The sequence below is a fragment of the Streptosporangium sp. NPDC000563 genome, from assembly GCF_040299985.1.
GTDB lineage: Bacteria > Actinomycetota > Actinomycetes > Streptosporangiales > Streptosporangiaceae > Streptosporangium.
Genome location: NZ_JBEPDA010000004.1, coordinates 219,858 through 241,817 on the forward strand (window position 1 = coordinate 219,858; position 21,960 = coordinate 241,817).

The 21,960-nt window shown below is 71.2% G+C and carries 19 protein-coding genes; 12 read left to right on the forward strand and 7 right to left on the reverse strand.

The genetic code is table 11. The annotated features are described in order from the left end of the window. The first annotated feature begins 7 nt into the window (after positions 1-7). The 5 genes from ABT352_RS13820 to ABT352_RS13840 all read left to right on the forward strand — a co-directional run bounded on the left by ABT352_RS13820 (position 8) and on the right by ABT352_RS13840 (position 6,289). Entirely contained in the window at positions 8-1,831 is a 1,824-nt protein-coding gene (locus ABT352_RS13820; protein ID WP_350945139.1) for a GH39 family glycosyl hydrolase, read from the forward strand. A gap of 302 nt (positions 1,832-2,133) precedes the next feature. Then, the gene (locus ABT352_RS13825) at positions 2,134-2,769 is read left to right on the forward strand and encodes an RNA polymerase sigma factor (RefSeq protein WP_350945141.1); all 636 of its coding nucleotides are present in this window, start codon (positions 2,134-2,136) and stop codon (positions 2,767-2,769) included. Next, positions 2,762-3,889: a CU044_5270 family protein gene (locus ABT352_RS13830; protein WP_350945143.1), complete on the forward strand. Its 1,128-nt coding sequence runs from the start codon at positions 2,762-2,764 to the stop codon at positions 3,887-3,889. Before ABT352_RS13825 ends, ABT352_RS13830 begins: the two co-directional genes overlap by 8 nt. Before the next feature lie 63 nt (positions 3,890-3,952). Then, complete coding sequence (locus tag ABT352_RS13835; protein WP_350945144.1) at positions 3,953-4,498, forward strand: hypothetical protein; 546 nt, start codon at positions 3,953-3,955, stop codon at positions 4,496-4,498. 321 nt (positions 4,499-4,819) lie between these two features. After that, positions 4,820-6,289: a PepSY-associated TM helix domain-containing protein gene (locus tag ABT352_RS13840; protein ID WP_350945145.1), complete on the forward strand. Its 1,470-nt coding sequence runs from the start codon at positions 4,820-4,822 to the stop codon at positions 6,287-6,289. Between the two features lie 114 nt (positions 6,290-6,403). Here the strand turns inward: ABT352_RS13840 and ABT352_RS13845 are convergent, their stop codons facing one another. From ABT352_RS13845 to ABT352_RS13855, 3 genes are all read right to left on the reverse strand, one after another. Then, complete coding sequence (locus ABT352_RS13845) at positions 6,404-7,207, reverse strand: helix-turn-helix domain-containing protein (protein ID WP_350945146.1); 804 nt, start codon at positions 7,205-7,207, stop codon at positions 6,404-6,406. Positions 7,208-7,497: 290 nt separating this feature from the next. Next, positions 7,498-9,699: an accessory Sec system translocase SecA2 gene (gene secA2, locus ABT352_RS13850; RefSeq protein ID WP_350945389.1), complete on the reverse strand. Its 2,202-nt coding sequence runs from the start codon at positions 9,697-9,699 to the stop codon at positions 7,498-7,500. Between the two features lie 395 nt (positions 9,700-10,094). Continuing rightward, positions 10,095-11,270 carry a DMT family transporter gene (locus ABT352_RS13855; RefSeq protein WP_350945147.1) on the reverse strand — a complete coding sequence of 392 codons (1,176 nt, stop codon included), beginning with the start codon at positions 11,268-11,270 and terminating at the stop codon, positions 10,095-10,097. Between the two features lie 478 nt (positions 11,271-11,748). Between ABT352_RS13855 and ABT352_RS13860 the strand changes: the two genes are divergently transcribed. Together ABT352_RS13860 and ABT352_RS13865 are read left to right on the forward strand one after the other, a co-directional pair. After that, the gene (locus tag ABT352_RS13860) at positions 11,749-12,114 is read left to right on the forward strand and encodes a VOC family protein (protein ID WP_350945148.1); all 366 of its coding nucleotides are present in this window, start codon (positions 11,749-11,751) and stop codon (positions 12,112-12,114) included. Between the two features lie 125 nt (positions 12,115-12,239). Continuing rightward, positions 12,240-13,097, forward strand: a complete 858-nt coding sequence (locus ABT352_RS13865) for a DMT family transporter (protein WP_350945150.1) — start codon at positions 12,240-12,242, stop codon at positions 13,095-13,097. 124 nt (positions 13,098-13,221) lie between these two features. Here the strand turns inward: ABT352_RS13865 and ABT352_RS13870 are convergent, their stop codons facing one another. Further along, positions 13,222-14,511 carry an FAD-dependent oxidoreductase gene (locus ABT352_RS13870; RefSeq protein ID WP_350945151.1) on the reverse strand — a complete coding sequence of 430 codons (1,290 nt, stop codon included), beginning with the start codon at positions 14,509-14,511 and terminating at the stop codon, positions 13,222-13,224. Between the two features lie 73 nt (positions 14,512-14,584). On the opposite strand from ABT352_RS13870, the gene ABT352_RS13875 reads away from it, so the two are divergent. Then, the gene (locus tag ABT352_RS13875; RefSeq protein WP_350945152.1) at positions 14,585-15,163 is read left to right on the forward strand and encodes a TetR/AcrR family transcriptional regulator; all 579 of its coding nucleotides are present in this window, start codon (positions 14,585-14,587) and stop codon (positions 15,161-15,163) included. A gap of 55 nt (positions 15,164-15,218) precedes the next feature. Here the strand turns inward: ABT352_RS13875 and ABT352_RS13880 are convergent, their stop codons facing one another. Both ABT352_RS13880 and ABT352_RS13885 read right to left on the reverse strand, forming a co-directional pair. Then, positions 15,219-15,806, reverse strand: coding sequence for a GNAT family N-acetyltransferase (locus ABT352_RS13880; protein ID WP_350945153.1), 588 nt, complete (start codon positions 15,804-15,806; stop codon positions 15,219-15,221). A gap of 44 nt (positions 15,807-15,850) precedes the next feature. Then, entirely contained in the window at positions 15,851-16,447 is a 597-nt protein-coding gene (locus ABT352_RS13885; protein ID WP_350945155.1) for a YdeI/OmpD-associated family protein, read from the reverse strand. Positions 16,448-16,524: 77 nt separating this feature from the next. Between ABT352_RS13885 and ABT352_RS13890 the strand changes: the two genes are divergently transcribed. The 3 genes from ABT352_RS13890 to ABT352_RS13900 all read left to right on the forward strand — a co-directional run bounded on the left by ABT352_RS13890 (position 16,525) and on the right by ABT352_RS13900 (position 20,325). Then, on the forward strand, positions 16,525-17,727 hold the full coding sequence (locus ABT352_RS13890) for an acyl-CoA dehydrogenase family protein (protein WP_350945156.1): 1,203 nt from the start codon (positions 16,525-16,527) through the stop codon (positions 17,725-17,727). Positions 17,728-17,847: 120 nt separating this feature from the next. Next, entirely contained in the window at positions 17,848-19,077 is a 1,230-nt protein-coding gene (locus ABT352_RS13895; protein ID WP_350945158.1) for an acyl-CoA dehydrogenase family protein, read from the forward strand. A gap of 147 nt (positions 19,078-19,224) precedes the next feature. Then, a complete protein-coding gene (locus ABT352_RS13900; protein WP_350945159.1) occupies positions 19,225-20,325 on the forward strand; it encodes an acyl-CoA dehydrogenase family protein in 1,101 nt (366 codons plus the stop codon). A gap of 7 nt (positions 20,326-20,332) precedes the next feature. On the opposite strand, the gene ABT352_RS13905 is transcribed toward ABT352_RS13900, so the two are convergent. Then, positions 20,333-20,935 (reverse strand): TetR/AcrR family transcriptional regulator, encoded by a 603-nt coding sequence (locus tag ABT352_RS13905; protein WP_350945161.1) that lies wholly within the window; start codon positions 20,933-20,935, stop codon positions 20,333-20,335. A 226-nt stretch (positions 20,936-21,161) separates the two neighbouring features. Here ABT352_RS13905 and ABT352_RS13910 point away from each other — a divergent pair, with 226 nt between their 5' ends. Beyond that, positions 21,162-21,899, forward strand: coding sequence for an NERD domain-containing protein (locus ABT352_RS13910; protein ID WP_350945162.1), 738 nt, complete (start codon positions 21,162-21,164; stop codon positions 21,897-21,899). Positions 21,900-21,960: the final 61 nt, after the last annotated feature.

A 21,960-nucleotide genomic window follows, 5' to 3' on the forward strand; every position in this document is an offset into this window, starting at 1 on the left:
CGTATCCATGAGCACGGCCGACGCCGCACGCCGAGACTGGCAGGCCCGCATCTACCGGGCGTCGGGGGAGGTGACCGCGGCCGGACGGGTCGAGGTCACCGCCCCCCGGGGACTGCGCGCCGACAGCGGAGGCGGACAGGTCACGCTGACCTGGGAACGGGTGGCCGGGGCCATCGGCTACCTCGTCCACCGCGCGCCCGCCGAGGCGGGGCCGTACACCTCCACCAAGCAGCCCGACGTCGACGTACCGGCCGTGCCGGATCCGCGCTACGTCGACACGCACGGGGAGCCCGCCTGGTACAGAGTCGCCGCCGTCACCACGATGGAACGGGCCGGCCCCTTCACCGAGGCGGTGTTCGCCGCGCCGCTCGCCGCGCCGGGCGCGACGGTCCTGCGGGTCGACGCCTCGACCAGCACGCGGCTCCTGCCCAGGCCGTGGAAGTACATGATCGGCTCCGAGCACCTGTCGTACATGCTCTCCGCCGACACCGTGGGCGGCCGCCCGATCGGCCCCGAACTGGTCGAGGCGCTGCGGACGACGCGGGAGGAACTCGGCGTCGAGACCGTGCGCGCCCACGCGATCCTCTGCGACGACCTCGGCGTCTACCGGGAGGTGGACGGCAGGCCCGTGCACGACTTCACCCGGGTGGACGAGGTCTACGACACGATCACCGCGCTCGGCATGCGGCCGATCGTGGAGCTGTCGTTCATGCCCCGCGACCTCGCCTCCGACCCGTCGAAGACGGTCTTCGGCTACGGGGCGATCATCTCGCCGCCCAGGGACTACGACCGGTGGGGCGACCTGGTCCGCGACCTCACCCGCCACCTCGTCGAACGGTACGGCCTGCGCGAGGTGGTCGACAACTGGGCCTTCGAGGTGTGGAACGAGGCGAACCTGGAGGTCTTCTGGAGTGGCACGCCACAGGAGTTCTTCCGGCTGTACGACGTGTCGGCGGCGGCGGTCAAGGACGTCCACCCCGACATCCGCGTCGGCGGCCCGTCCTCGGCGGCGAACGGCTGGGTCCAGGAGCTGATCGACCACGTGGACGCCTCGGGTGCGGCGCTCGACTTCGTCTCCACCCACACCTACGGCAACGCCCCGCTCGACTGGCGGCCCGTCCTGGAACGGCACGGCCGCGAGGGCACGCCGATCTGGTGGACGGAGTGGGGCCCCACCCCCACGCACTTCCACGGCATCGGCGACGGGCCGTTCGGGGCGACGTTCCTGCTGCACGGGATGAGGTCGGCGGCCGGGCGGGTGGACGCGCTCTCCCACTGGGTGGCCTCGGACCACTTCGAGGAGCTGGGCCGCCCACCGGCGCTCTTCCACGGCGGGTTCGGCCTGCTCACGGTCGGCAACCTGCGCAAGCCCCGCTACCTCGCGCTCACCCTCGCCGACCGCCTCGGCGAGGACGAGCTCGCCTGCTCGGCCACCGGTGACGTCGCGGGAGTCGAGGTGTGGGCGGCGCGTTCGGCCACCGGCGCCGTCGGGGTGCTGGTGTGGAACGGCACCCTCGACCAGGACAGAGCCGGCGGCGCGGCGATCCTGTCACGCGAGGTCACCCTCACGGTCGAGGGACTCGCCGAGGGGGAGTACACGGTCGGCCACCACCGGATCGACGAGCGGCACTCCAACATCCGGGCGGTATGGGCGGAGATCGGCGGGGGCGCCGACTGGCCGGAGGGCGGGCAGTGGGACCGGCTCCGCGCCGCGAACGGCCTGGACGAGCTGGAGCCCGCCCGTACCGTCCGCGCGGAGGACGGGACCCTGCGGCTGGAGTTCACCCTGCCGATGCCCGCCGTCTCCTACCTGGAGTTCACCCTGGCGTGATGCGGGGATGCCCGCCGTCTCCTACCTGGAGTTCACCCTGGCGTGATGCGGGGATGCCCGCCGTCTCCTACCTGGAGTTCACCCTGGCGTGATGCGGGGATGCCCGCCGTCTCCTACCTGGAGTTCACCCCGGTGTGATGCGGGGATGCCCGCCGTCTCCTACCTGGAGTTCACCCCGGTGTGACGGGCACGCGCGTCCGTCCGAGTGGCGGGTGAGCGGAACCGCCATGGCGCTTTTCGGGAACCGCAGGCACGCGGGAGGGCAACAACGGGTGTCCTGACCGAGAGCCGAGAGGCCGGATATGAGCGAAACGAGCCGAACCCGGACAGGGGCGGGCGGCGCCTTTCCCGCCGACGAGGCGGAGGCCGACGACGCCTCCCTCATCGGGCGGTCCCTGCGGGAGCCGGAGGTGTTCGCCGCGCTCTTCCACCGGCACGCGCCCGACATCAAGCGCTACGTCACCCGGCGGCTGGGAGCGGACGCGGCCGAGGACGTCGTGGCGGACACCTTCCTGGCGGCGTTCCGGGGGAGGGAGGGCTACGACCTCTCGCAGCCCGGCGCGCGCCCGTGGCTGTACGGCATCGCGACCAACCTGATCAGACGGCACAAGCGTGTCGAGGTGCGGCGGCTGCGCGTTCTCGAACGGACCGGCGTCGATCCGGTGACCGTTCCGTTCACCGAGCGCAGCGACGAGCGGCTGAGCGCCGACGCCGTGCGGCGCAGGCTGGCGGCCGCCCTGGCGCGGCTGCCCGCGGGCCACCGGGACGCGCTGTTGCTGGTGACCTGGGGCGGTCTCACCTACCCGGAGGCCGCCCGGGCGATGGGCGTCCCGGTGGGCACGGTCCGTTCGCGGGTCAACCGGGCGAGAGGCAGGGTGCGCGAGGAGCTCGGCGGGATCGATCCCACGTCCGTCAGCGAGGAGACCTTCCATGGATGAGATGACCCAGGTGAACCGGTTGCGTTGCGAGGTGCCCCGGCCGGGCCCGGCGGAGTTGCGCGCCGAGGAGTCGCGGCTGCTGTCGGAGATCGCGGCCCTCGGCGCGGCGCCGACGGCACCGCCCGCACGCAGGGCACTCCGTCCGGCGAGCCTCACCGGGAACCTCGGGCTGAGCCTCAGGACGAGTCTCGCGGTGGGGGCCGGGGCCGCGGTGGTGGTGGGACTCGGCTTCGTCGGCGCCGACTCGTACCTCCAGCGGGAGAGGACCGTCCAGATGGCGCCCGTGGCGATGTCGGCGGTCCTCCAGCGGGCCGCCGACACCGTGAGCCTGCGGGACGAGCTGCGCCCGAAGCCGGGGCAGTTCCTCGCCTACGAGTTGCAGGTCATGTTCCCGGTCAAGCTCAAGGAGGGCGGGAAGGACGTCCGCTACCTCGACCGCAGCCGGTTCAGGGTGTGGCTGCCCGTCGCGGGTTCCCCCCTGGACGGCGGGGTCATGACGAGCGAGCACCTGGAGCCGAGGCCGTTCCCCGGGGAACCGCTGCCCGCCGAGGCCGAACGGCGGAGGGGAGGCGCCGGGGCGCCGTCGAAGCTCACCGGTTACGACATCCGTCCCGACCACCAGCGCACCGACTACGTCTCGCTGAGCCGGTTGCCCACCGATCCCGAGGGGATGCGCGAACACCTCTACCGGGGCCTGGGACGCGATCCCCTCGCCGACTACAAGGCGTGGGGGAGCGTCGGCTCGATGATCACTCAGGCGTACCTGCCGTCCGCCCAGCGAGCCGCGCTGTTCAGGGCGGCGGGGACGATCCCCGGCGTCGAGACCGTCGACGAGGCCGAGGACGCCGCCGGACGCAGGGGGGTCGCGGTGGCCATGGTCAACCGGCTCGGCGGGGTGCGGCACGAGTACATCTTCGACCCCGTCACCTACCTGTACCTGGGCGAGCGCGTCGTCGTGGTGGACGAGAGAGCGGCGGGAGCGCCCGAGGGCACCCTGCTGAGCTCGACGGCGCAGCTGAAGGTCGAGGTGGCCGACCGCGCGCCCGAGGTGGCCGCGCCCGCTTCGACCCCTGAACAGCACAGACCGCTCAATCGTGACACACAGCCCGAGGGGTATTAATCCACACTTTTAATCATGGAACAAGGGGGTGGCGAATCCGTCATTCTCTGCCACCATTGCCCCATGCACGCCTTCCGTCTTGTTCGCGCCGCGGTCTTCGCGGTCGTGTGCGTGACGGCGTCGCTGGTCATGCACGTGCTGGCCGGAGGCAGCCCGGTGGGGCCGGGTGTGCTGGTCTGGGCGGTGCTGCCGACCGCGGCGGGCGCGTTCGTGCTCGCCCGGCGGCGGCGTGGTTTCGGCATGCTGCTGGGGGCGAGCTTCGCCGCCCAGTACGGCATGCACCTGTGGTTCACCTCCGGTGCGCTGCCGCCGTCGACCGGGCATGAGCACGGCGCCGGTGGCCTGTCCACCGGCCTGTTCATGGTGCTGGTGCACGCCGTGATGGCGCTGCTGTCGGCCCACTGGCTGGAGCGGGGGGAGCGCGGTCTGACCACGCTCCTCTACCTGCTCTTCGCCTCGCTCCTCACCCTGCTGCGGTGGCACGCGCCCGCCGCCTGCCGCCTCACCCTCCTCTCCGCCGCGCCCGACGACCGGGTCTCACCGGTCGCCCGGCTGCTCGCCGCCGCCGTCTCGCGCCGCGGGCCGCCCGCTCCCTCGCACGCCGTCTGACATCGGGCCGTCGCGCCCGGACGCCGCCGTGCCCTGCCGGGCCCGCGTCTCCGAGCGCCGTACCTTCCCCGACCGTGGATCGTCGCGCCGTCGCGTCCTTCCCGGCCGGTGAGCCCGAGCGCCGCCCCGTCGGCGCCTGACGGCACCCGCAGGTTCCTGTCTCCCCCATGCCGTACGGGCCCGCGAGCCCGGCTCCCACCATGCCCTCCCGCTGGTGAGAGCCGGAATTCCGCCTGCCCCGCGCTACGCCGAACCGAACCTCACACCGCGGTGGCGCGTACCTGACGGTGCGCGCGTTCCCTGCGAACGGAGAACCTCCCCATGACATCCGACGTCGACATCCCGCCCGCGGCCGACCCGGCCGACCCGGCCGGTCCGTCCCCGGCCCCCGCAGCCAGGGTGCCCTCCACCTGGGCGACGCTGCGCTCGCTCCTGCTCCGCCTGCACTTCTACGCCGGAATCCTCGTCGCCCCCTTCCTGCTGGTGGCGGCGACGACCGGCCTGCTGTACGCCGCCTCCTTCCAGCTGGAGAACATCGTCCACTCCAAGGAGCTGACGACCTCCGTACCGGCCGGGCAGCAGCGACTGCCCCTCGCCCAGCAGGTCACCGCCGCCACCGCGGCGCATCCCGAGGGGACCCTCGCGCTCGTACGGACCTATGACGAGCCGGACGCGACGACCCAGGTGCTGCTCGACGTGCCCGGCCTTCCGGAGAGCACCCGCCTCGCGGTCTTCGTCGACCCGTACAACGGCGAGGTCCGCGGCGCGCTGGAGAGCTACGGCAGCTCGGGCGCCCTGCCCGTGCGAACCTGGATCTCCCAGCTCCACCGTCACCTGCACCTGGGCGAGCCGGGACGTATATACAGCGAGATGGCCGCCAGCTGGCTGTGGCTGGTCGGGGTCGGCGGCCTGGTGCTGTGGCTCACCCGCCGTCGCCGCGCCGGACAGCGGCTGCGGCGCGTCGTCGCTCCAGAACGCGGCGCCCGCGGCCTGCGCAAGACCCTCTCCTGGCACGGCTCGGTCGGCACGTGGGCGCTGATCGGCCTGCTCGCCCTCTCGGCGACCGGTCTGACCTGGTCGAAGTACGCGGGAGCCAACATCGACGTGCTGCAGACCTCGATCGGCTGGTCCACCCCGTCGCTGCCCGTCTCCGGCGGCCACGGCGACCACGGCGGCCACGCCGCCGGGCAGGAGGCGGGCGCCGCGCCGGTAGCCGACGCAGACCAGGTCGTCCAGGCGGCGGCGGGCAAGGGCCTGTCGGGACCCCTGGAGATCGTCTGGCCCGCCGAGTCCGGCAAGCCGTACGTCGTCAAGGAGGCGGACCGCCTCTGGCCGCAGCGCAACGACCAGGTGGCGGTCGACGCCGCCACCGGCCAGGTGAGCGCCGAGCTGCGCTTCGCCGACTTCCCCATCGGGGCCAAGCTGACCCGCTGGGGCATCGACGTGCACATGGGGGTGCTGTTCGGCCTGGTCAACCAGATCGTCCTCGCCGTGCTCGCGATCTCGCTGATCTCGGTCATCGTGTGGGGCTACCGCATGTGGTGGCTGCGCCGCCCGACCCGCGGTTTCGGCGCACCCTACGCGCGCGGCGGCCTGCGGCGGCTGCCCCTCGCCGTCGCCCTGCCCCTGGCGGCCGTGGCGATCGCGGTGGGCGTGTTCCTCCCGCTGCTCGGCATCTCGCTGCTCGCGTTCCTCGTGATCGACGTCGTCCTGGGCAGGATCGCGGCGTCGCGGGCGGGGAAGGCCGAAGTCGGCGAGTCCAGTGAGTCCGGAGCCGGAATCCCCGGCTGAGGACACGGCGAAGACCTTCCAGGACCCGGACCGGCCGAGAGCGGACGCCTCGGCCGGGACCGGCTCGGCCGGCGGGGGTGCGGCGTGGGGCGCACGCCGCACCCCCGCCCCCGGTCAGTCGGGGTGGTGCTGGTGCTGCAGGTAGGCGGCGGTCTCGGGGTTGGCGGGGAAGTACGCCTCGATGGCGAGCTCGGCGACGGTGATGTCGAGCGGGGTGCCGAACGTGGCCATGGTGCTGAAGAAGGCGAGCTCCCGGTAGCCGCGGCGCAGCCGCAGGGGGATCACGATGTCACCGGGGCCGGGGCGGTCTATCTCCGGCTCCGGCTGGTCGCAGGGATAGTCGTCGAGCTCCTTCCAGAGCGCCGCGAGGTCGGGGTCGGCGGTGAGGCTCATCTGGCGGCGGAGCCGGTGCAGGAGGTGGGCCCGCCACTCGCCCAGGTTGATGATCCGCTGAGCCATGCCCTTGGGGTGCAGGCTCAGCCGCATCACGTTGACCGGGGGGACGAGCAGCTCCGGCGCGACCCCGCGCAGCAGCAGCCCGGTCGCGGCGTTGCGGTCGATGAGGTTCCAGTGCTGGTCGACGACGACCGCGGGGTACGGTTCGTGCCCGCTCAGCACCTGCCCCAGCGCCTCCCGTACGGACGCCATGTGCGGCGAGGTGAGCGGCGTCTCCGAGTAGAGCGGCGCGAAGCCGCCGGAGAGCAGCAGGTGGTTGCGCTCGCGAAGGGGGAGTTCCAGCTCCTCCGCGAGGCGCAGGATCATGTCCCTGCTCGGTTTGGACCTTCCGGTCTCCACGAAGCTCAGATGCCGGGTGGAGATGTCCGCCTGGATCGAGAGGTCCAGCTGGCTCATACGCCGGCGCTCCCGCCACTGGCGCAGGAGCTCACCTACCGGCCGGGACGCGCTGGTGGTGGTCATGAAGGTCACGATAACCGGGAGAGTGCGGTGAAACCATTACCGCATGCGTAACGCACATCATGATGTCCAGGACCTGAAGCCGAGGCTGACGTTATCTGATCGACGACGGCACGATCGTGGTCCAAGTGATCACCATCCAGCACCGATCGGACGCCTACCGATCCCGCTGAGAGGTGATTTCGGTCGGTGGTCGCCCTGGTCCCGGGTTCCCCTGCGGCATATGGACCCCGACCTGATCAGCGTCTGAAGGGCGGCCCTCAGTGGTGTGAAGGCCGCCCCTTGAAGAGGCGTCAGCGGTGGCGGACCTTGGTGGTGAGGCGGTTGAGGATGCGGTCCCACTCGGTGCCGAAGGGGTTGTCCTGGACGAGGTAGGTCCAGGTGGCGGTGGGACGCTTGAGGCCCGCGCCCTCCAGGTCCAGGCCGTCGGCGGTCACCGTCGCGGTCTCGAAGGTCTCGACCGAGCGTGACTCGATCTCGGCCAGCAGCCGCTGGTAGGCGGGGACGGCGTCCTTGTGGAACTCGTCGATCGGGTTGAGCCGCCCGAGGACCCGCAGGTGGATGCCCTCTCGCAGCTCTCCCAGGTAGGCCAGGTGCTCGGCCCAGCCGCGGTCGAGGTGGAAGAGCACGATCTGGCGGGCCGCCTCGTGCAGCACGTCCTCCTCGACGCTCTCGCGAAGCTCCGCCCACCGCTCGGGGGCCGCGGCGGCGAGGGCGTCACCGGCCACCCGCTCGCGCAGGACCCGGTCGCGGCGCTCCAGCAGCTGGCCGCGCTGGCGCTCCAGCAGGCGGGTGTAGCGCCAGGTGTTGCGGTGGATCTCCATGTTGACGCCCTCGGCGACCCGCTGGGCGTGGCCCACCAGGGAGTGCTCGGGCACGCCCTTGGCGTACTCGTCGGCGACGTAGTGGGCGATCAGCTCGTCCTCGCCGCTGACGTAGAAGACCGAGCCGCCGGGGTCGCCCTGGCGGCCCGCGCGCCCGCGGAGCTGGTCGTCCAGGCGGCTGCTGGTGTGGCGGCCCGAGCCGATGACGTACAGGCCGCCGAGCTCGTCGACGCCCTCGCCGAGGCGGATGTCGGTGCCGCGTCCGGCCATCTGGGTGGAGACGGTGAGCGCGCCGCGCTCCCCGGCGCGGGAGATGATGGCCGCCTCCTCGGCGTCGTTCTTGGCGTTGAGGACCACGCACTCCAGCCCGCGCCCGCTCAGGGTGAGCGCGAGGCGCTCGGACTCGGCCACGTCCATGGTGCCGATCAGGATGGGCCGTCCGGTGGCGTGCACCTCGACGATCTCCTCGACCAGCGCGAGGTCCTTCTCCATCCGGTACTCGAAGAGCCGGTCGGGCTCGTCGGTGCGCACGCACGGCCGGTTGGAGGGGATCACGGCCACCTTGAGGTCGTAGAACTCCCGCAGCTGGTCGCCGACCGCGACCGCGGTGCCGGTCATGCCGCACTTCTCCGGATAGCGGGTGATCAGCGCCTGGACGGTGATCGAGTCGAGGATCTCACCGGTCTCCGAGGGCGAGAGCGCCTCTTTGGCCTCCACCGCCGCCTGCAGTCCGTCGGGCCAGCGCTGCAGCAGCGCGACCCGGCCCCGCGAGGGGTTGATGAGGTGCACCTTGCCGTCGCGGACGATGTAGTCGACGTCCTTGGTCAGCAGGGCGTGCGCGTGCAGGGCGAGGTTCACCTCGGTCAGTGTGGCCGGGGTGTCGTAGAGGTCGAGGCCGAGCGCCTGCTCGACGGTGTCGATGCCCTTGCTCGTGAGGTGGACGTTGCGCGCCTGGTCGTCGAGCTCGTAGTGGTAGCCCTTGACCAGCTGCCTGACCAGCACGGCCATCTCCGGAACCGCGTCGCCGGGGTCGGCGGCACCGGCGAGCACCAGCGGCACCCGGGCCTCGTCGACGAGCACGGAGTCGGCCTCGTCGATCACCGCCACGGCCGGCGCGGGCACGATCAGGTCGTCCACGGAGGTGCTCAGCCGGTCGCGCAGCACGTCGAAACCGATCTCGCTCACCGAGCCGTACGTCACGTCCGCCGCGTAGGCCGCCCGGCGCTCGGCGGGCGTGGAGTTCTGCCCGATCCAGCCGCTGGAGACGCCGAGCGCCTCGTACAGCGGGCCCATCCACTCGGCGTCACGCTGGGCGAGGTAGTCGTTGACCGAGATGACGTGGACGCGCTTGCCCTGCAGGGCGTATCCGGCGGCGGCCATCGCACCGGACAGGGTCTTGCCCTCGCCGGTCGCCATCTCCGCGACGTTTCCCGACAGCATCGCCAGCATGCCGACCAGCTGCACGTCGTAGGGGCGCAGGTCGAGCGTACGGCGCGCGGCCTCCCGCACGATCGCGCAGAACTCGGGGAGGTCGTCGACCGAGGGCGCGGGCAGCTCGTCGAGCGCGCGGATCCGCTCCTCACGGGTCCCCGCCTCGGCGACGACCCGCTCGAACTTCGAGAGGTCGATGGTGCCGGGGCGTTCCAGGAAACGCCGGAAGAGCTGGGTAATCGAGGCCACGTTCCCTCCAACGCCCGGTTCCGGGCTCGCGTTCCGTCTCTTCGCACATTGTGGTGCAAAGATCGGCCGTTCAGGATCGCGGTGCGTCCGCCAAACTTTCGGGGCACCGGCGACTTGTCACGCTTTAGCATGATAAGTCGGACGCGATTTTAGCCAATACGCCCCAATAAAAGGCGGGCCTTCCGGGTGACCCAGGGCCCAGGGCTCAGGGGCCGGGATGCCACGGGACGGCCCAGGGGCCGGGTGGCCGGGGCGCGCGAGGGGCCCGTGCGGATTCGTCGGGATGACCTGGGGCGTCGCGAGGTCTCCCACGGATCTGTCGGGACGGCCCGAGGCGCCGCGAGGGTCCCCGTACGAATTCCTCGTACGGGGACCCTCACCGACCTTTACGCGGCTACACCGACGCGATCACCCCTCTCCTTCAGGGCGAGCAGGGCGACCGCGCCGAGCAGCAGGGCGCTCCCGCACACCGCCGCCGGAGTGAGCCGCTCGCCGAGCAGCAGGATCCCCAGGATCGCCGCGCCCACCGGCTCCACGAGGGAGATCACGGCGGCCGTCGTGGCGCGTACCGCGACGAGACCGGTGAAGAAGAGCCCGTAGGCCAGGGCCGTCGGGACCGTACCCAGATAGACGACGACCGCCCAGGAGGCGAGTGGGTCACCCGAGGGCAGCAGACCCTGGGCGAGCGCGACGGGAAGCAGACAGAGCCCGCCGACGACGAAGCCACCCATCGCGGTGACGTACGGCTCGTCGGTGGAGGCCCGGTTGAGCAGGGTCACCCCCGCGTACCCGGCCGCCGACAGCAGCGCCCAGCCGATACCGGCCGCGGAGAACGTCGCCGACCCGCCGTCGAGCGTGAGCATGGCCAGGCCGGTCAGGGCGATCGCGACCGCGCCGAGTCCCGTGGCGCTCAGACGTTCGCCCAGCAGCAGAAACCCGCCCGCGGCCACCAGGACGGGGGTGGCGCCTATCGTGACCACGGTCGCCACGGCCAGGCCCGATTCGGCGATCGCCGCGAAGTAGGCCGTCTGGTAGACGGCCATCGCCACGCCGGTGACCAGGATCCGCCGGAGCATCGAGCCCCGCCGGGCGTGACGGGCCCGCCGAAGGACGGAGAACGGTCCGGTACGTCGGGTTTCTTGGGCGGCCTGGTTCCAGGTGGTGGTGGTGAGTGGTCGGGGCTGTCGGGTTTCCTCGGCGGCCGGGTTGCATCGGGTGGGACGGCCTCGCCGGTCGGTGATGAGCGGTTCGGTGGGACGGGTCCGGGGGGTGGTGGCGAGCGGTTCGGTGCGTTGGGTTTTTCCGAGGGTCCGGTTCCATCGGGTGGGACGGTTTCGCCGGATGGTGGTGGACGTTTCGGCGGTCCCGGGCCTGCCGAGGCCGAACAGGAATCTGGCCAGCAGGAGCACGGCCGCTCCGGCGGCGAACCGCCAGAAGGAGACGGCGACGGGGCCGAGCCCGCCCGTCTGGTGGAGCAGCGCGCCGGCCGCGCCGCCGGTGCCCCAGGCGGTCGCCGCGATGGACACGTACAGCAGGCCCCGCCGTACGGAGACATGCGTCATGGAGATCTCTCCAGGTGAGGTGGTCGTCGTCAGGTCGCACGTATGCGGACGGCAAGCACCCACCGGACCACTCGGGTCCGGTCGTCAGGAGAGAAAGGCCGCCCGCTAGAGGGCGGGGGGCGGGGAAATGATCGGAAGCACGGGGTAACCCTAGTCAGGTGCCCTGCGCGGCGGCCACCGCTTATGGGCCGCTGCCCTTCACACAGGTCACTGCTCATGGGACAGATGCCCTTTACGAGGGGCTCCCCTGTGGGACAGATGCCCTTTGCGAGGGTCTCACCTGTGGGACAGGCGCCCCTCGCGGCGGCGACCGCTCACGGGCCGGGCGCCTGTCATGGCGGGCATCACCTGTGGACCGGATCCTCCTCGCAGCGTTCCCCGCTTACGGATCAGGTGCCCTCACGGCGGTCACCACACGGATGGAGATGTCCTGGCAAACGTGACAGCGGTTGACAGGTATGGGCGAGACGATCGCTCCATGACCGCAAAAGCGCAATTCATCGCCGTGACCATCGACTGTGCCGAGCCCAGGCGGCTCGCCGAGTTCTACGCGGCCGTCTTCGGTTACGAGGTTCGGTACGCGGAGGACACCTACGCCGGCATCGGCGACGACACGATGAGCATCCACTTCCAGCAGAATCTCGACCGCAAGCCGTCCACGTGGCCCGGTCCCGACAAGCAGTTCCACCTGGACGTCCGCGTCTCCGACCTGGAGGAGGCCGTCAGGGACTACCTGGAGCTCGGAGCCACCCGCCCCGACTTCCAGCCGGGCGAGGGAAAGTGGGTCGTGCTCGCCGACCCCGAGGGGCACCTGTTCTGCGTCTGCCCGCCGAGCGGTCAGTGACCACCACAGACAGGATCTCGTGCAAGTCGGCGAAATTCCCTACCCGTTCGCCGGGCGCTCTAAGCTTGCGGGGTGACCCGTGATTCGCTTCTTTCTGGATGCCTTGTCCGTTGTGTGGGGTGGCGATGACCTGGGTCGGGATATCCATCGCCCTGGTCGGGGCGCTGGGCTACGCCCTGGGGGCCGCGCTCCAGCAGTTCGAGGCGGTCTCCGAGGGCGCCTCGCTGAAACTGATGAGGCGGCCCCGCTGGTGGATCGGCGGCATCGTCGGTTTCACCGGGGCGTCCCTGCACGCCGTCGCCCTCAGCTTCGCGCCGCTCATCATGGTGCAGCCGATCAGCGTGCTGACGCTGGTGTTCGCGGTACCGCTGGCGGCGATGCTGCACGGCAGGCGCCCGCACAGGGCGGAGCTCGTCGGTTCGGGCGCGGTGGCCGTCGGACTGCTCGGACTGCTGCTGCTGGTCCCCGTGCACCCGGTGAAACCGCACATGACGAACTCGGAGGCGCTGGGTTTCCTCGGCTGCGTCGGGCTGGTCGTGCTCGTGACCCATCTGGTGGGGCGGAGGATGACCGGCCAGGCCCACGCGCTCGTGCTGTCGGTCGCGGCGGGGGCCGTGACGGCGAGCGTCTCCACCTTCGTACGGGTGGTGGGCGGCGGCTTCGACGGTGACCTGCGCACGCTGCTCAACTGGTTCACGCTCGCCATCCCCGTGCTGCTCGTCTGCGCGGTCGTGCTGCTGCAGAAGACCTACGAGGTGGGCTACTTCGGCATGTCCTACGCCGCGGTCCAGATCGTCGACCCGATCGTCTCCATCCTCGCGGGGGCGCTCCTGCTCGACGAGGCGGTGCCCAGCGGCTGGCTGAACGTGATCCCCGCCCTTCTCGCCGCCGCGCTGCTCGTCTGGGGGACGATCACCCTGGGGCGGCTCTCCCCCGACCGGGGGGTTCCCGCCGCGGTGCGCGAGAAGGCGGGCGTCGTTTAGCGGGCGTCGTCCGTACGGGTTTCCGCCAGGCGGCTTTCTCGCGTTCGCACGGTTTCCGCCGGGCGATTCTCTCGCGTTCGTGCGGGTCCCGGAGGTTTTCCGGTGATTTTCCCGGGAGAAACGGTCACGCGGAGGGCGGTGTCCAGCCGAACACCTCGTCCATCGGGCCGTTCACGCTTGAGGGGGCGAGCCGCCAGCTGAGCGCCGTCATCGCGTCGCGCAGCCGCACGGCCAGCGGGCCGCGCATCCGGGTGACGCGGCAGATCGCGGCGGACCGGGCCACGATCTTGGACGTACGCTCCAGCCGTGCGGCGGTGTAACCGGCCAAGAGGTCACCCTCACCGTTTCCGCCGGCCGCTCCGTCGTTCCCCGTGTCTCCGTCGTGCGCTCCACGGCTCTTACCCGTCGCCCTGGCGTTCCCGCCCGTCGTCGCGCGGCTCTCACCCACCGGTACGGCGTTCGCTCCGGTGCCGCCGGTGAACCCCTCGCCGTCGCCGACCACGTGGGCCAGCACCACCGCGTCCTCGATCGCCTGGCAGGCGCCCTGACCCAGATTGGGAGTCATGGCGTGCGCGGCGTCGCCCAGCAGGGCGACCCTGCCCCGGTGCATGGCGGGCAGGGGGGTGGCGAGGTAGCGGATGTCGTTTCTCAGGACCTTCTCCGATGAGGCCGCGGCGAGCAGCTCGGGGATAGGGGAGTGCCAGTCGCCGAACAGGCGTCGCAGCTCGGCCAGCTGGTCTCCACCGCCGCCGCCCGCGGGGACGGTGTCGGTGGCGTAGCAGTAGGACGTGCCGCCGGCCAGTGGCATCACGCCGAAGACCCTGCCGCGCCCCCAGCTCTCGTACGCCTCACCGGGGGCGCCCGCGGCGGGGATGAGCACCCGCCAGCTGGTGACGCCCGCGTAGCGAGGGGCCGGGTGGCCGGGAAACAGCGCCGGCCTGACGGCGGAGTTGATGCCGTCGGCCGCCACCACCAGGTCCGCCTCCACCTGCTCGCCGGGGAGAGTCACCACACCGCTCTCCGCGTCGACCCCCGAGGCCCTGGCGTTCAGCCGAACCGTGCCGGGGGTGAGGCGGGAGAAGAGCATGGCGATCAGGTCCGCGCGGCGCAGCAGCACCACGGAGTCGCCGCCGTGGCGCGCGGAGGCGGCCTCCGCGCTCGTCTTCACCAGCCATCTGCCGTCGGAGCGCCGGATGCCGCCGCTGCCCTGGACCACCGACAGCTCGCGGATCTCGTCACCGGCCCCGACCGTGTCGAGCGCCTTGAGCGCGTTGGCGGCGACGGCCAGTCCCGAGCCGACCGACTCCAGGGCCGCCGCCCGCTCGAACACCGTCACGTCCCAGCCCCGCCGCTGCAACGCCACCGCCGCCGCCAGTCCGCCGATGCCCGCTCCGATGACCGCCGCACGCGCCATGACCCTCTCCTTTACTACGAATGTAGTGAATATTACTACGCCTGTAGTTGGACTACAAATGTAGTATCGAGGGGTGAAGTCCCAGCGTGCCGAGCTCGTCGCCGATACCGCCATCGACCTGCTCGCCGACCGTGGAATGCGCGGTCTGACCCATCGAGCCGTGGACGAGGCGGCGGGACTGCCGCCGGGATCGACCTCCAACCTGGCCCGCACCCGGTCCGCGCTCCTGGAGCTGACCCTCGCGCGCCTCACCCAGCTGGAGTCCACCGCGTTCGCGGCGGCCCCCGCGCCCCCCGGGGCGGACATGGTCGAAGCCCTCGCCGAGATGACGGCCCAGGCGCTCTGGACACAGCTGACGGTCGGCCGCCGGCAGACGATCGCCCGCTACGAGCTGGCCTTCGAGGCCAACCGCAGACCGGAGCTGCGCACGATCTACGACAGGGCCGGTGAGCGCTTCCGCGACCTCGCGGTCGCGATCCTCTCCGCCGCGGGGTCGTCCGACCCGGTACGGCACGGGCGCCAGTTCGTCGCCTTCGGCGAGGGGGTGATGTTCGACGTGCTCATCGGCGCCGGAGCCGAACCGGCCCTGGACGACCTCCGGCTGGGGGTGCGGGAGTTCCTGCGCGGCATGCTCGGTGAGGGAGCCGCATAGGCGCGGGGGCGCGGTTCAGCGGGGCAGGCCGGTGAGGCGGGCGCGGAGGTACGGTTCAGCCGGGCAGGCCGGTGAGGCGGGCGCGGTGGGCGGGCCACTCGTCGTCGAGGATGCTGAAATAGGCGGTGTCGCGCCAGGTGCCGTCGGTGCGACGGCGCTGGCGGCGCAGGACGCCCTCGGGGACGCCGCCGATGCGCATGATCGCGTTCTGCGAGCGGACGTTCAGGTTGTCGGTCTTGAGCTGCACCCGGTTCACGCCCAGCTTGTCGAAGGCGTGGTCGATCAGCAGCACCTTGCACTCGGTGTTCACCGCGGAGCGCCACACCGACCTGCCGTACCAGGTCCAGCCGATCTCGATGCTGTCGGCGTACCCGGGGGTGTCGATGTAGGTGGTCCAGCCGACCGCGCGGCCGGTCTCCCGCAGGATCACCGCGAACGGCACGTGGTCCGGCGTCCCGGCCAGCCGCACGGCGATCTCCGCCAGTGCGGCCTCGGTGCGCGGGGTCGGGGCGGGCATCCAGCGCCACACCTCGTCGTCACCGCCACCGGCCAGGAACAGGTCGGGCACGTGGTCGCCGGTCAGCGGCTCCAGCCGTACGTTCTCGCCTTCGAGGGTGACGGGCGCGGGCATCTTCGCGGTCATGGGGACGACCCTAGAACCCGCAGTGGACCTGTCCGAAGGTCCACTTAAGGGGTGTTTCCGGGGACCACTCCGCGCTCAAGGTGTGCGAGCCTGCGGCCCGCCGCGCAATCCTGGATGAGCAGCGTGAGACGTCTCTCCCTCGTCTCGGGCCGCTTCGCGGTGGTCACCCAGTGCAGCGCGGTCTTGCGGTAACCGGGCGGCCGGCTCTGGAACCACTCCCACGCCGCGCTCTCCGCACGGAAGCGGCGCTCCTGCTCCTCGTCCAGCGTGGCGGTCTCGGCCTGCTCGTGGGAGTAGATCACCGAGTTGTCCTCGGTGCGCCGCTCGAAGGCGAGCAGCCCCGCCGGACGCATGAGACCGCGCTCGGTCAGCTCGGCGACCTTGGCGATGTTGACCGCGCTCCACGTACTGCGTGCCTTGCGCGGGGTGAAGCGGATGCTGTAGCTCTCGGCGTCGATGCCTTTGCGTACGCCGTCGATCCAGCCGAAGCACAGGGCCTGTTCGACGGACTGGGGCCAGGTGAGCCCCGGGCGGCCTGAGCCCTTCTTGGGGAATCCCACCAGCAGTTCCGTCTCGGTCTCGTGGTGTGCCTCCAGCCAGGCGCGGAACTCCTCGGGGGTGGCGAAGAAGACGGGGTCCATGGGGTCCAAGGGTAGGGGGTGTGTCGACAGGCATACCGTCCGGTCGGTACTCTCGCGGGAGACTGTGAGGAGGGTCCATGGATTTCGCGTTCGACGCCAAGACCGAGGAGCTGCGGGGACGGCTGCTCGGTTTCATGGACGAGTGTGTGTATCCGGCGGAGGAGGCATTCGAGGCCCAGGCCGCCGAGAGCGGGTGGGCCAGCCCGCCGCTGATGGAGGATCTCAAGGAGGAGGCGCGCAGGCGGGGCCTGTGGAACCTCTTCCTGCCCGGTGAGCACGGCGCGGGCCTGACCAACCTGCAGTACGCGCCGCTGGCCGAGATCATGGGCCGCTCGCCGAAGATCGCTCCCACCGCGACCAACTGCGCCGCCCCCGACACCGGCAACATGGAGGTCCTCTCCATGTTCGGCAACGAGTGGCAGCGCAAGGAGTGGCTGGAGCCGCTGCTGCGCGGCGAGATCCGGTCGGCGTTCGCGATGACCGAGCCCGACACCGCCTCCTCCGACGCCACCAACATCGCGCTGTCGATCGTGCGGGACGGCTCGGAGTACGTCGTCAACGGCCGCAAGTGGTTCGCCTCCGGCGCGATGAACCCCAAGTGCGCGATCTTCATCGTGATGGGCAAGACCGACCCCGAGGCGTCCTCGCACCGGCAGCAGTCGATGATCCTGATGCCGCGCGACACGCCCGGCATGCACATCAAGCGCGGCATGCACGTCTTCGGCTACTCCGACTCCGACCACGGCGGGCACGCCGAGATCGTGTTCGAGGACGCCAGGGTGCCGGTCGACAACCTGATCGGCGAGGAGGGCGGCGGCTTCGCGATCGCCCAGGCACGCCTCGGACCCGGCCGTATCCATCACTGCATGCGGCTCATCGGGATGGCCGAGCGGGCCGTCGAGATGATGTGCCTCCGGACCCTGTCGCGGAGCACGTTCGGCAAGCCGATCGCCCAGCAGGGTGTCGTCCAGGACTGGATCGCCGAGTCACGGGTGAGGATCGAGCAGCTCCGCCTCCTCGTGCTGAAGACCGCCTGGCTGATGGACACCGTGGGCAACCGGGGCGCCCACGCGGAGATCCAGGCCATCAAGATCGCCACACCGCGCGATGTGGAGTGGATCCTGGACAAGGCCGTCCAGGCCCACGGCGCCGGAGGTGTGAGCCAGGACTTCCCGCTGGCCGCGCTCTGGGCCGGAGCGCGCTCGCTGAGGCTGGCCGACGGCCCGGACGAGGTCCACAAGCGCTCCCTCGCCTACCGGGAGCTCAAGAAGCACATGTGATCCGGCGCCGCCCGTCGGCCGTCCCGTACGCCAGGGTGGATGGTGTCTCCGACGTGGGGGAGCACGGTCGGCGGGCGGTGCGAGGCGCTCCAAGGCCGGGCGTGGGGTGCGCGAACCGACATGAGTCGGCCAAGATTGACGCGGGTCGACGGAGATCGACGAAGGGAGCCGTTCGTGGCGCTGGACGAGAAGGCGGTGAGGGAGCGCGCCGCCGCGTTCCTGGCCGGGCACGACCCCGCCGGGGATCGGCTGGAGTTCCTGAGGGCCAGGTTCGACGCCGGACTCGCCTGGGTGCACTTCCCCGAAGGGCTCGGCGGGCTCGGAGCCGCACGTGAGCTGCAGAACGTGGTGGAACGCGAGCTGGAGGGGACACCGCAGCTCGATCTCGGGGTGCAGACGATCGGGCTGGGGATGGCGGCGCCCACGATCCTGACGTTCGGCACCGACGAGCAGCGCGCACGGTTCCTGCGTCCGCTGTGGACGGGCGAGGAGATCTGGTGCCAGCTCTTCAGCGAGCCCGGTGCCGGTTCCGACCTGGCCACGCTCGGCACCCGCGCGGTGCGGGACGGCGACGAGTGGGTGGTGGACGGGCAGAAGGTGTGGACTTCCGGCGCCCACCATGCCCGGTGGGCGATCCTGGTCGCCAGGACCGACGTGGACGTGCCCAAGCACCGGGGACTCACGTACTTCGTGTGCGACATGCACGCCCCCGGGGTCGAGGTGAGGCCGTTGCGGCAGATCACCGGCGAGGCCGAGTTCAACGAGGTCTTCCTCACCGGCGTACGGCTCGGTGACGACCTGCGGCTGGGGGAGGTCGGCGACGGCTGGCGGGTCGCGCAGACCACGCTGATGAACGAGCGGGTCGCGATCGGCGGCGCGCCGGTCCGGCGGGGCGGCGGCATGGTCGGCCTGGTCACCGAGACCTGGCGCTCCCGGCCCGAGCTGCGCACCCATGACCTGCACCAGCGGCTGCTGCGACTGTGGGTGGAGGCGGAGGTGACGCGCCTGGCCGGGACGCGCCTGCGCGAACAGCTCTCCGCCGGGCAGCCGGGGCCCGAGGGCTCCGGCATGAAGCTCGCCTTCGCCGACCTCAACCAGGCCCTCTCAGGGCTGGACGTGGAACTGCGCGGCGAGGAGGGCCTGGTCTACGACGACTGGACCTTCCGGCGCTCCGACACCGTCGACTTCTTCGGCAGGGGTCCCGGATACCGCTACCTCCGCGCCAAGGGCAACTCCATCGAGGGCGGCACCTCGGAGATCCTGCGCAACATCATCGCCGAGCGCGTGCTCGGCCTTCCCTCGGAACCCCGCGTCGACAAGGACGTGCCCTGGAAGGATCTTCCGCGATGACGGGAACGGGCTCGACGCGGTGAGCGGAGCGGGTCGCGCGGTGCATGAGGAGCGGTGAGCGGTTGTGACGGGAGTGAACCCGACGCGGTGAGCGGAGCGGGTCGCGAGGTACGAGTGGTCCGCGTGGCGAATGAGGAGTGGTGAGCTGTGACGCTGCTGTACACCGAGGTCGAGGAGGAGCTGCGCGCCTCCGTGCGGGATCTCCTCGCGGACCGCTGCGGGGCCGCCGCCGTGTTGAGGCGGGTCGAGTCCGGGACGCCGTACGACATGGACCTGTGGAAGACGCTGTCGCGGGAGATCGGGGTCGCGGGCCTGCTCGTGCCCGAGATCTACGGCGGGGCGGGGGCGTCGGCGCGGGAGGTCGCGGTGGTGCTGGAGGAGCTGGGGCGGGCGGTGGCGCCGCTGCCGTTCCTCACCGGTTCGGTGCTCGCGACCGAGGCCCTGCTGCAGGTCGGCGAGGAGGATCTGATCCAGGAGCTCGCCTCGGGGGAGACGACGGCGGCGCTCGCGGTGTCGCTGGCGGCTTCGCCGTACCGGCCGCTGCCGGAGACCGTCACCGTGGACGGGGGGGTCCTGAACGGTGAGGTGAGGGCGGTGGCGGGCGCGGAGGTGGCGGACGTGCTGCTCGTGCCCGTCGGAACGGCGCTCTACCAGGTGGAGGCGGCGGATGTCCGGATCGAGGTGGTGCCGTCGCTCGACCTGACGCGTCCGGTCGCCACCGTCACGTTCTCCGACACTCCCGCCGGTGAGGCGATCGGCCGGCTCGACGTGCGGCGGGTGCTGGGCTTCGGCGCGGGGCTGCTCGCGTCGGAGCAGCTCGGGGTCGCCGAATGGTGTCTGAGCACGACGCTCGCCTACATCAAGGAGCGCCGGCAGTTCGCCCGCCCGGTGGGGTCCTTCCAGGCGATCAAGCACCGGATGGCCGATCTCTGGCTGGACGTGGTGCGCGCCCGCGCCGCCGCGAGGAACGCGGCCGTCCTGCTCGCCACGGACCCGGGATCGCCCGGTGGGCAGGAGGCGGTCCGGGATCGCGAGCCGGCGGTGGCGGTGGCCGCGTCGTGGTGCTCGGAGGTGGCGGTGCGCGTCGCGGAGGAGAGCGTGCAGCTGCACGGCGGGATCGGGATGACCTGGGAGCACCCCCTGCACCTCTATCTCAAGCGCGCCAAGTCCACCGAGGTCGCGCTCGGCACTCCCGGTGCCCACCGGGACGCCCTGGCGGCTCTCGCGGACCTGCCCGCGCCGGTCTGACCGGAGGTCAGGCGGGGAGCGCCTGCCGATCCGGGCGCAGCGAGGTGAGCAGCAGGTCGGCGAAGTGCGCCCCCAGCTCGGGGCCGGAGAGCGCGCCCTCCGCGCTGTACCAGGTGCCCAGGTGGTGGACGGAGCCGAAGAAGAAGTCGACGACGATGTCGGCGGGGATGTCGCTCCTGAAGGTGCCCTCGCGCTGCCCCTCGGTGACCAGGTCGCGGAAGCGCTCGTGATAGCGGCGCCGCTCGGCGCGTACGACCTTGCTGGTGTCGGGTGCGAGCAGGTGCATCGAGCGGAAAAAGATCTTGAAGTCGTCCAGGTTGTCGACCGTGGTCGTCACGACGTCCGCGGCGGCGGAGTACAGGCGCTCGGACACCGGCCCCGGGCCGTCGGCGAAGTGCGTCAGACGCTCCATCTGCAGGCGCAGCACCCGCCCGTAGATCTCGTGGAGCAGGTCATCCTTTGAGTCGAAATAGTGGTACATGGCGCCCTTGGTGACGCCGGCCGCCGAGACGACCTCCTGCACCGACGTGCTCTCGAAGCCCTGCTCGGCGAACAGGCGGGTGGCCTCGCTGAGCAGGCGTTGTCGTACCGGCTCCTGGTCCTGAGTCATGCGTCCCCCATGGTGTGGTGTGGGAAAGCATACCGACTGGTCGGTTACGTCGCCGGTGACTGGCGAATACGTGTTACTTGCGTCACCTTCGCGGCTCAGGGATGGCTGGAGCCCCCGGTTGGGTATTTCATAGTCTAAGGATCTTCAATGTGGCAGGTCCCCCCACCCTTCTCCTTGCCGACCGTTTCAGCCATGGGGGTTCGCTATGCCGGGCGGATCTATCTACGTGACGCCGGTTGACCAGGTCCACGGCCTGTCGCCGCAGGTCATGTACGAGCAGTTCTGGATCAAGGAAGTCGTCCACCGCAGGAAGGTGCGCGCGGTCAAGGCCGCGGCGGGCCTGGTGGTGGGCGTCGCGCTCGCCTACCGGTTCGGCCTGTCCCCGGTGATCCTCGGGCTGCTGGGCGGCCTGCTCGTCGCGGGCGCGGACACGTACTGGACCTGGAGGCAGTACGACGCCACCGCCGTCTGGCGCGGCAAGCGCAGAGGCGAGACCATCACCGCCAGGCTGCTCCGCCGCAAGCTGCGCAGGGCGGGCTACCAGATCCTCGAAGGCCGGGCGATTCCCGGAAAGGCCTCGGTCGACCACCTCGTCATCGGCCCCGGTGGCGTCTGGGTGGTGGACAACGAGGCGTGGGACCCCGACACCGAGATCGCCCGCTACGGCGAGCGGTTGTTCCTGGGTGAGAAGTACGGCACGAAGGTGGCCAAGGCGCTTGTGGAGGTCGCCGATTCGCTGGCCGAGGTGCTCTCCCGCGAGTCGGGCATCCCCGTCACCATCGAACCCCTCATCGCCGTGCACGGCGGGGAGATCAGGCGGTCGGTCACCGCGGAGGGGATCACCCTTCTCAAGCCCCGCCTCGTCTCGCGCTGGATCCTGCAGGGTCCCCGGGCCGATTTCGACGAGGCCCAGGTCGAGGTCCTGGCCAGGACCGCGGCCCGGGTGCTGCGCCGGATGAGCTGAGCGCGCCAGGCCCGTTCTCCGGACGAGTTCCCGAGTGCGTCCGGCCTCTTCGGAGAGGGTC

Bases quoted from the DNA above. Each gene is read 5' to 3' on its own strand.
- ABT352_RS13855 (WP_350945147.1), bottom strand. From the start codon at position 11,270: ATGACGCATGTCTCCGTACGGCGGGGCCTGCTGTACGTGTCCATCGCG.
- ABT352_RS13860 (WP_350945148.1), top strand. From the start codon at position 11,749: ATGACCGCAAAAGCGCAATTCATCGCCGTGACCATCGACTGTGCCGAG.
- ABT352_RS13845 (WP_350945146.1), bottom strand. From the start codon at position 7,207: ATGACCACCACCAGCGCGTCCCGGCCGGTAGGTGAGCTCCTGCGCCAG.
- ABT352_RS13880 (WP_350945153.1), bottom strand. From the start codon at position 15,806: ATGACCGCGAAGATGCCCGCGCCCGTCACCCTCGAAGGCGAGAACGTA.
- ABT352_RS13890 (WP_350945156.1), top strand. From the start codon at position 16,525: ATGGATTTCGCGTTCGACGCCAAGACCGAGGAGCTGCGGGGACGGCTG.
- ABT352_RS13885 (WP_350945155.1), bottom strand. From the start codon at position 16,447: ATGGACCCCGTCTTCTTCGCCACCCCCGAGGAGTTCCGCGCCTGGCTG.
- ABT352_RS13820 (WP_350945139.1), top strand. From the start codon at position 8: ATGAGCACGGCCGACGCCGCACGCCGAGACTGGCAGGCCCGCATCTAC.
- ABT352_RS13840 (WP_350945145.1), top strand. From the start codon at position 4,820: ATGACATCCGACGTCGACATCCCGCCCGCGGCCGACCCGGCCGACCCG.
- ABT352_RS13905 (WP_350945161.1), bottom strand. From the start codon at position 20,935: ATGACTCAGGACCAGGAGCCGGTACGACAACGCCTGCTCAGCGAGGCC.
- ABT352_RS13870 (WP_350945151.1), bottom strand. From the start codon at position 14,511: ATGGCGCGTGCGGCGGTCATCGGAGCGGGCATCGGCGGACTGGCGGCG.
- ABT352_RS13830 (WP_350945143.1), top strand. From the start codon at position 2,762: ATGGATGAGATGACCCAGGTGAACCGGTTGCGTTGCGAGGTGCCCCGG.
- ABT352_RS13895 (WP_350945158.1), top strand. From the start codon at position 17,848: ATGAGTCGGCCAAGATTGACGCGGGTCGACGGAGATCGACGAAGGGAG.
- ABT352_RS13865 (WP_350945150.1), top strand. From the start codon at position 12,240: ATGACCTGGGTCGGGATATCCATCGCCCTGGTCGGGGCGCTGGGCTAC.
- ABT352_RS13835 (WP_350945144.1), top strand. From the start codon at position 3,953: ATGCACGCCTTCCGTCTTGTTCGCGCCGCGGTCTTCGCGGTCGTGTGC.
- ABT352_RS13825 (WP_350945141.1), top strand. From the start codon at position 2,134: ATGAGCGAAACGAGCCGAACCCGGACAGGGGCGGGCGGCGCCTTTCCC.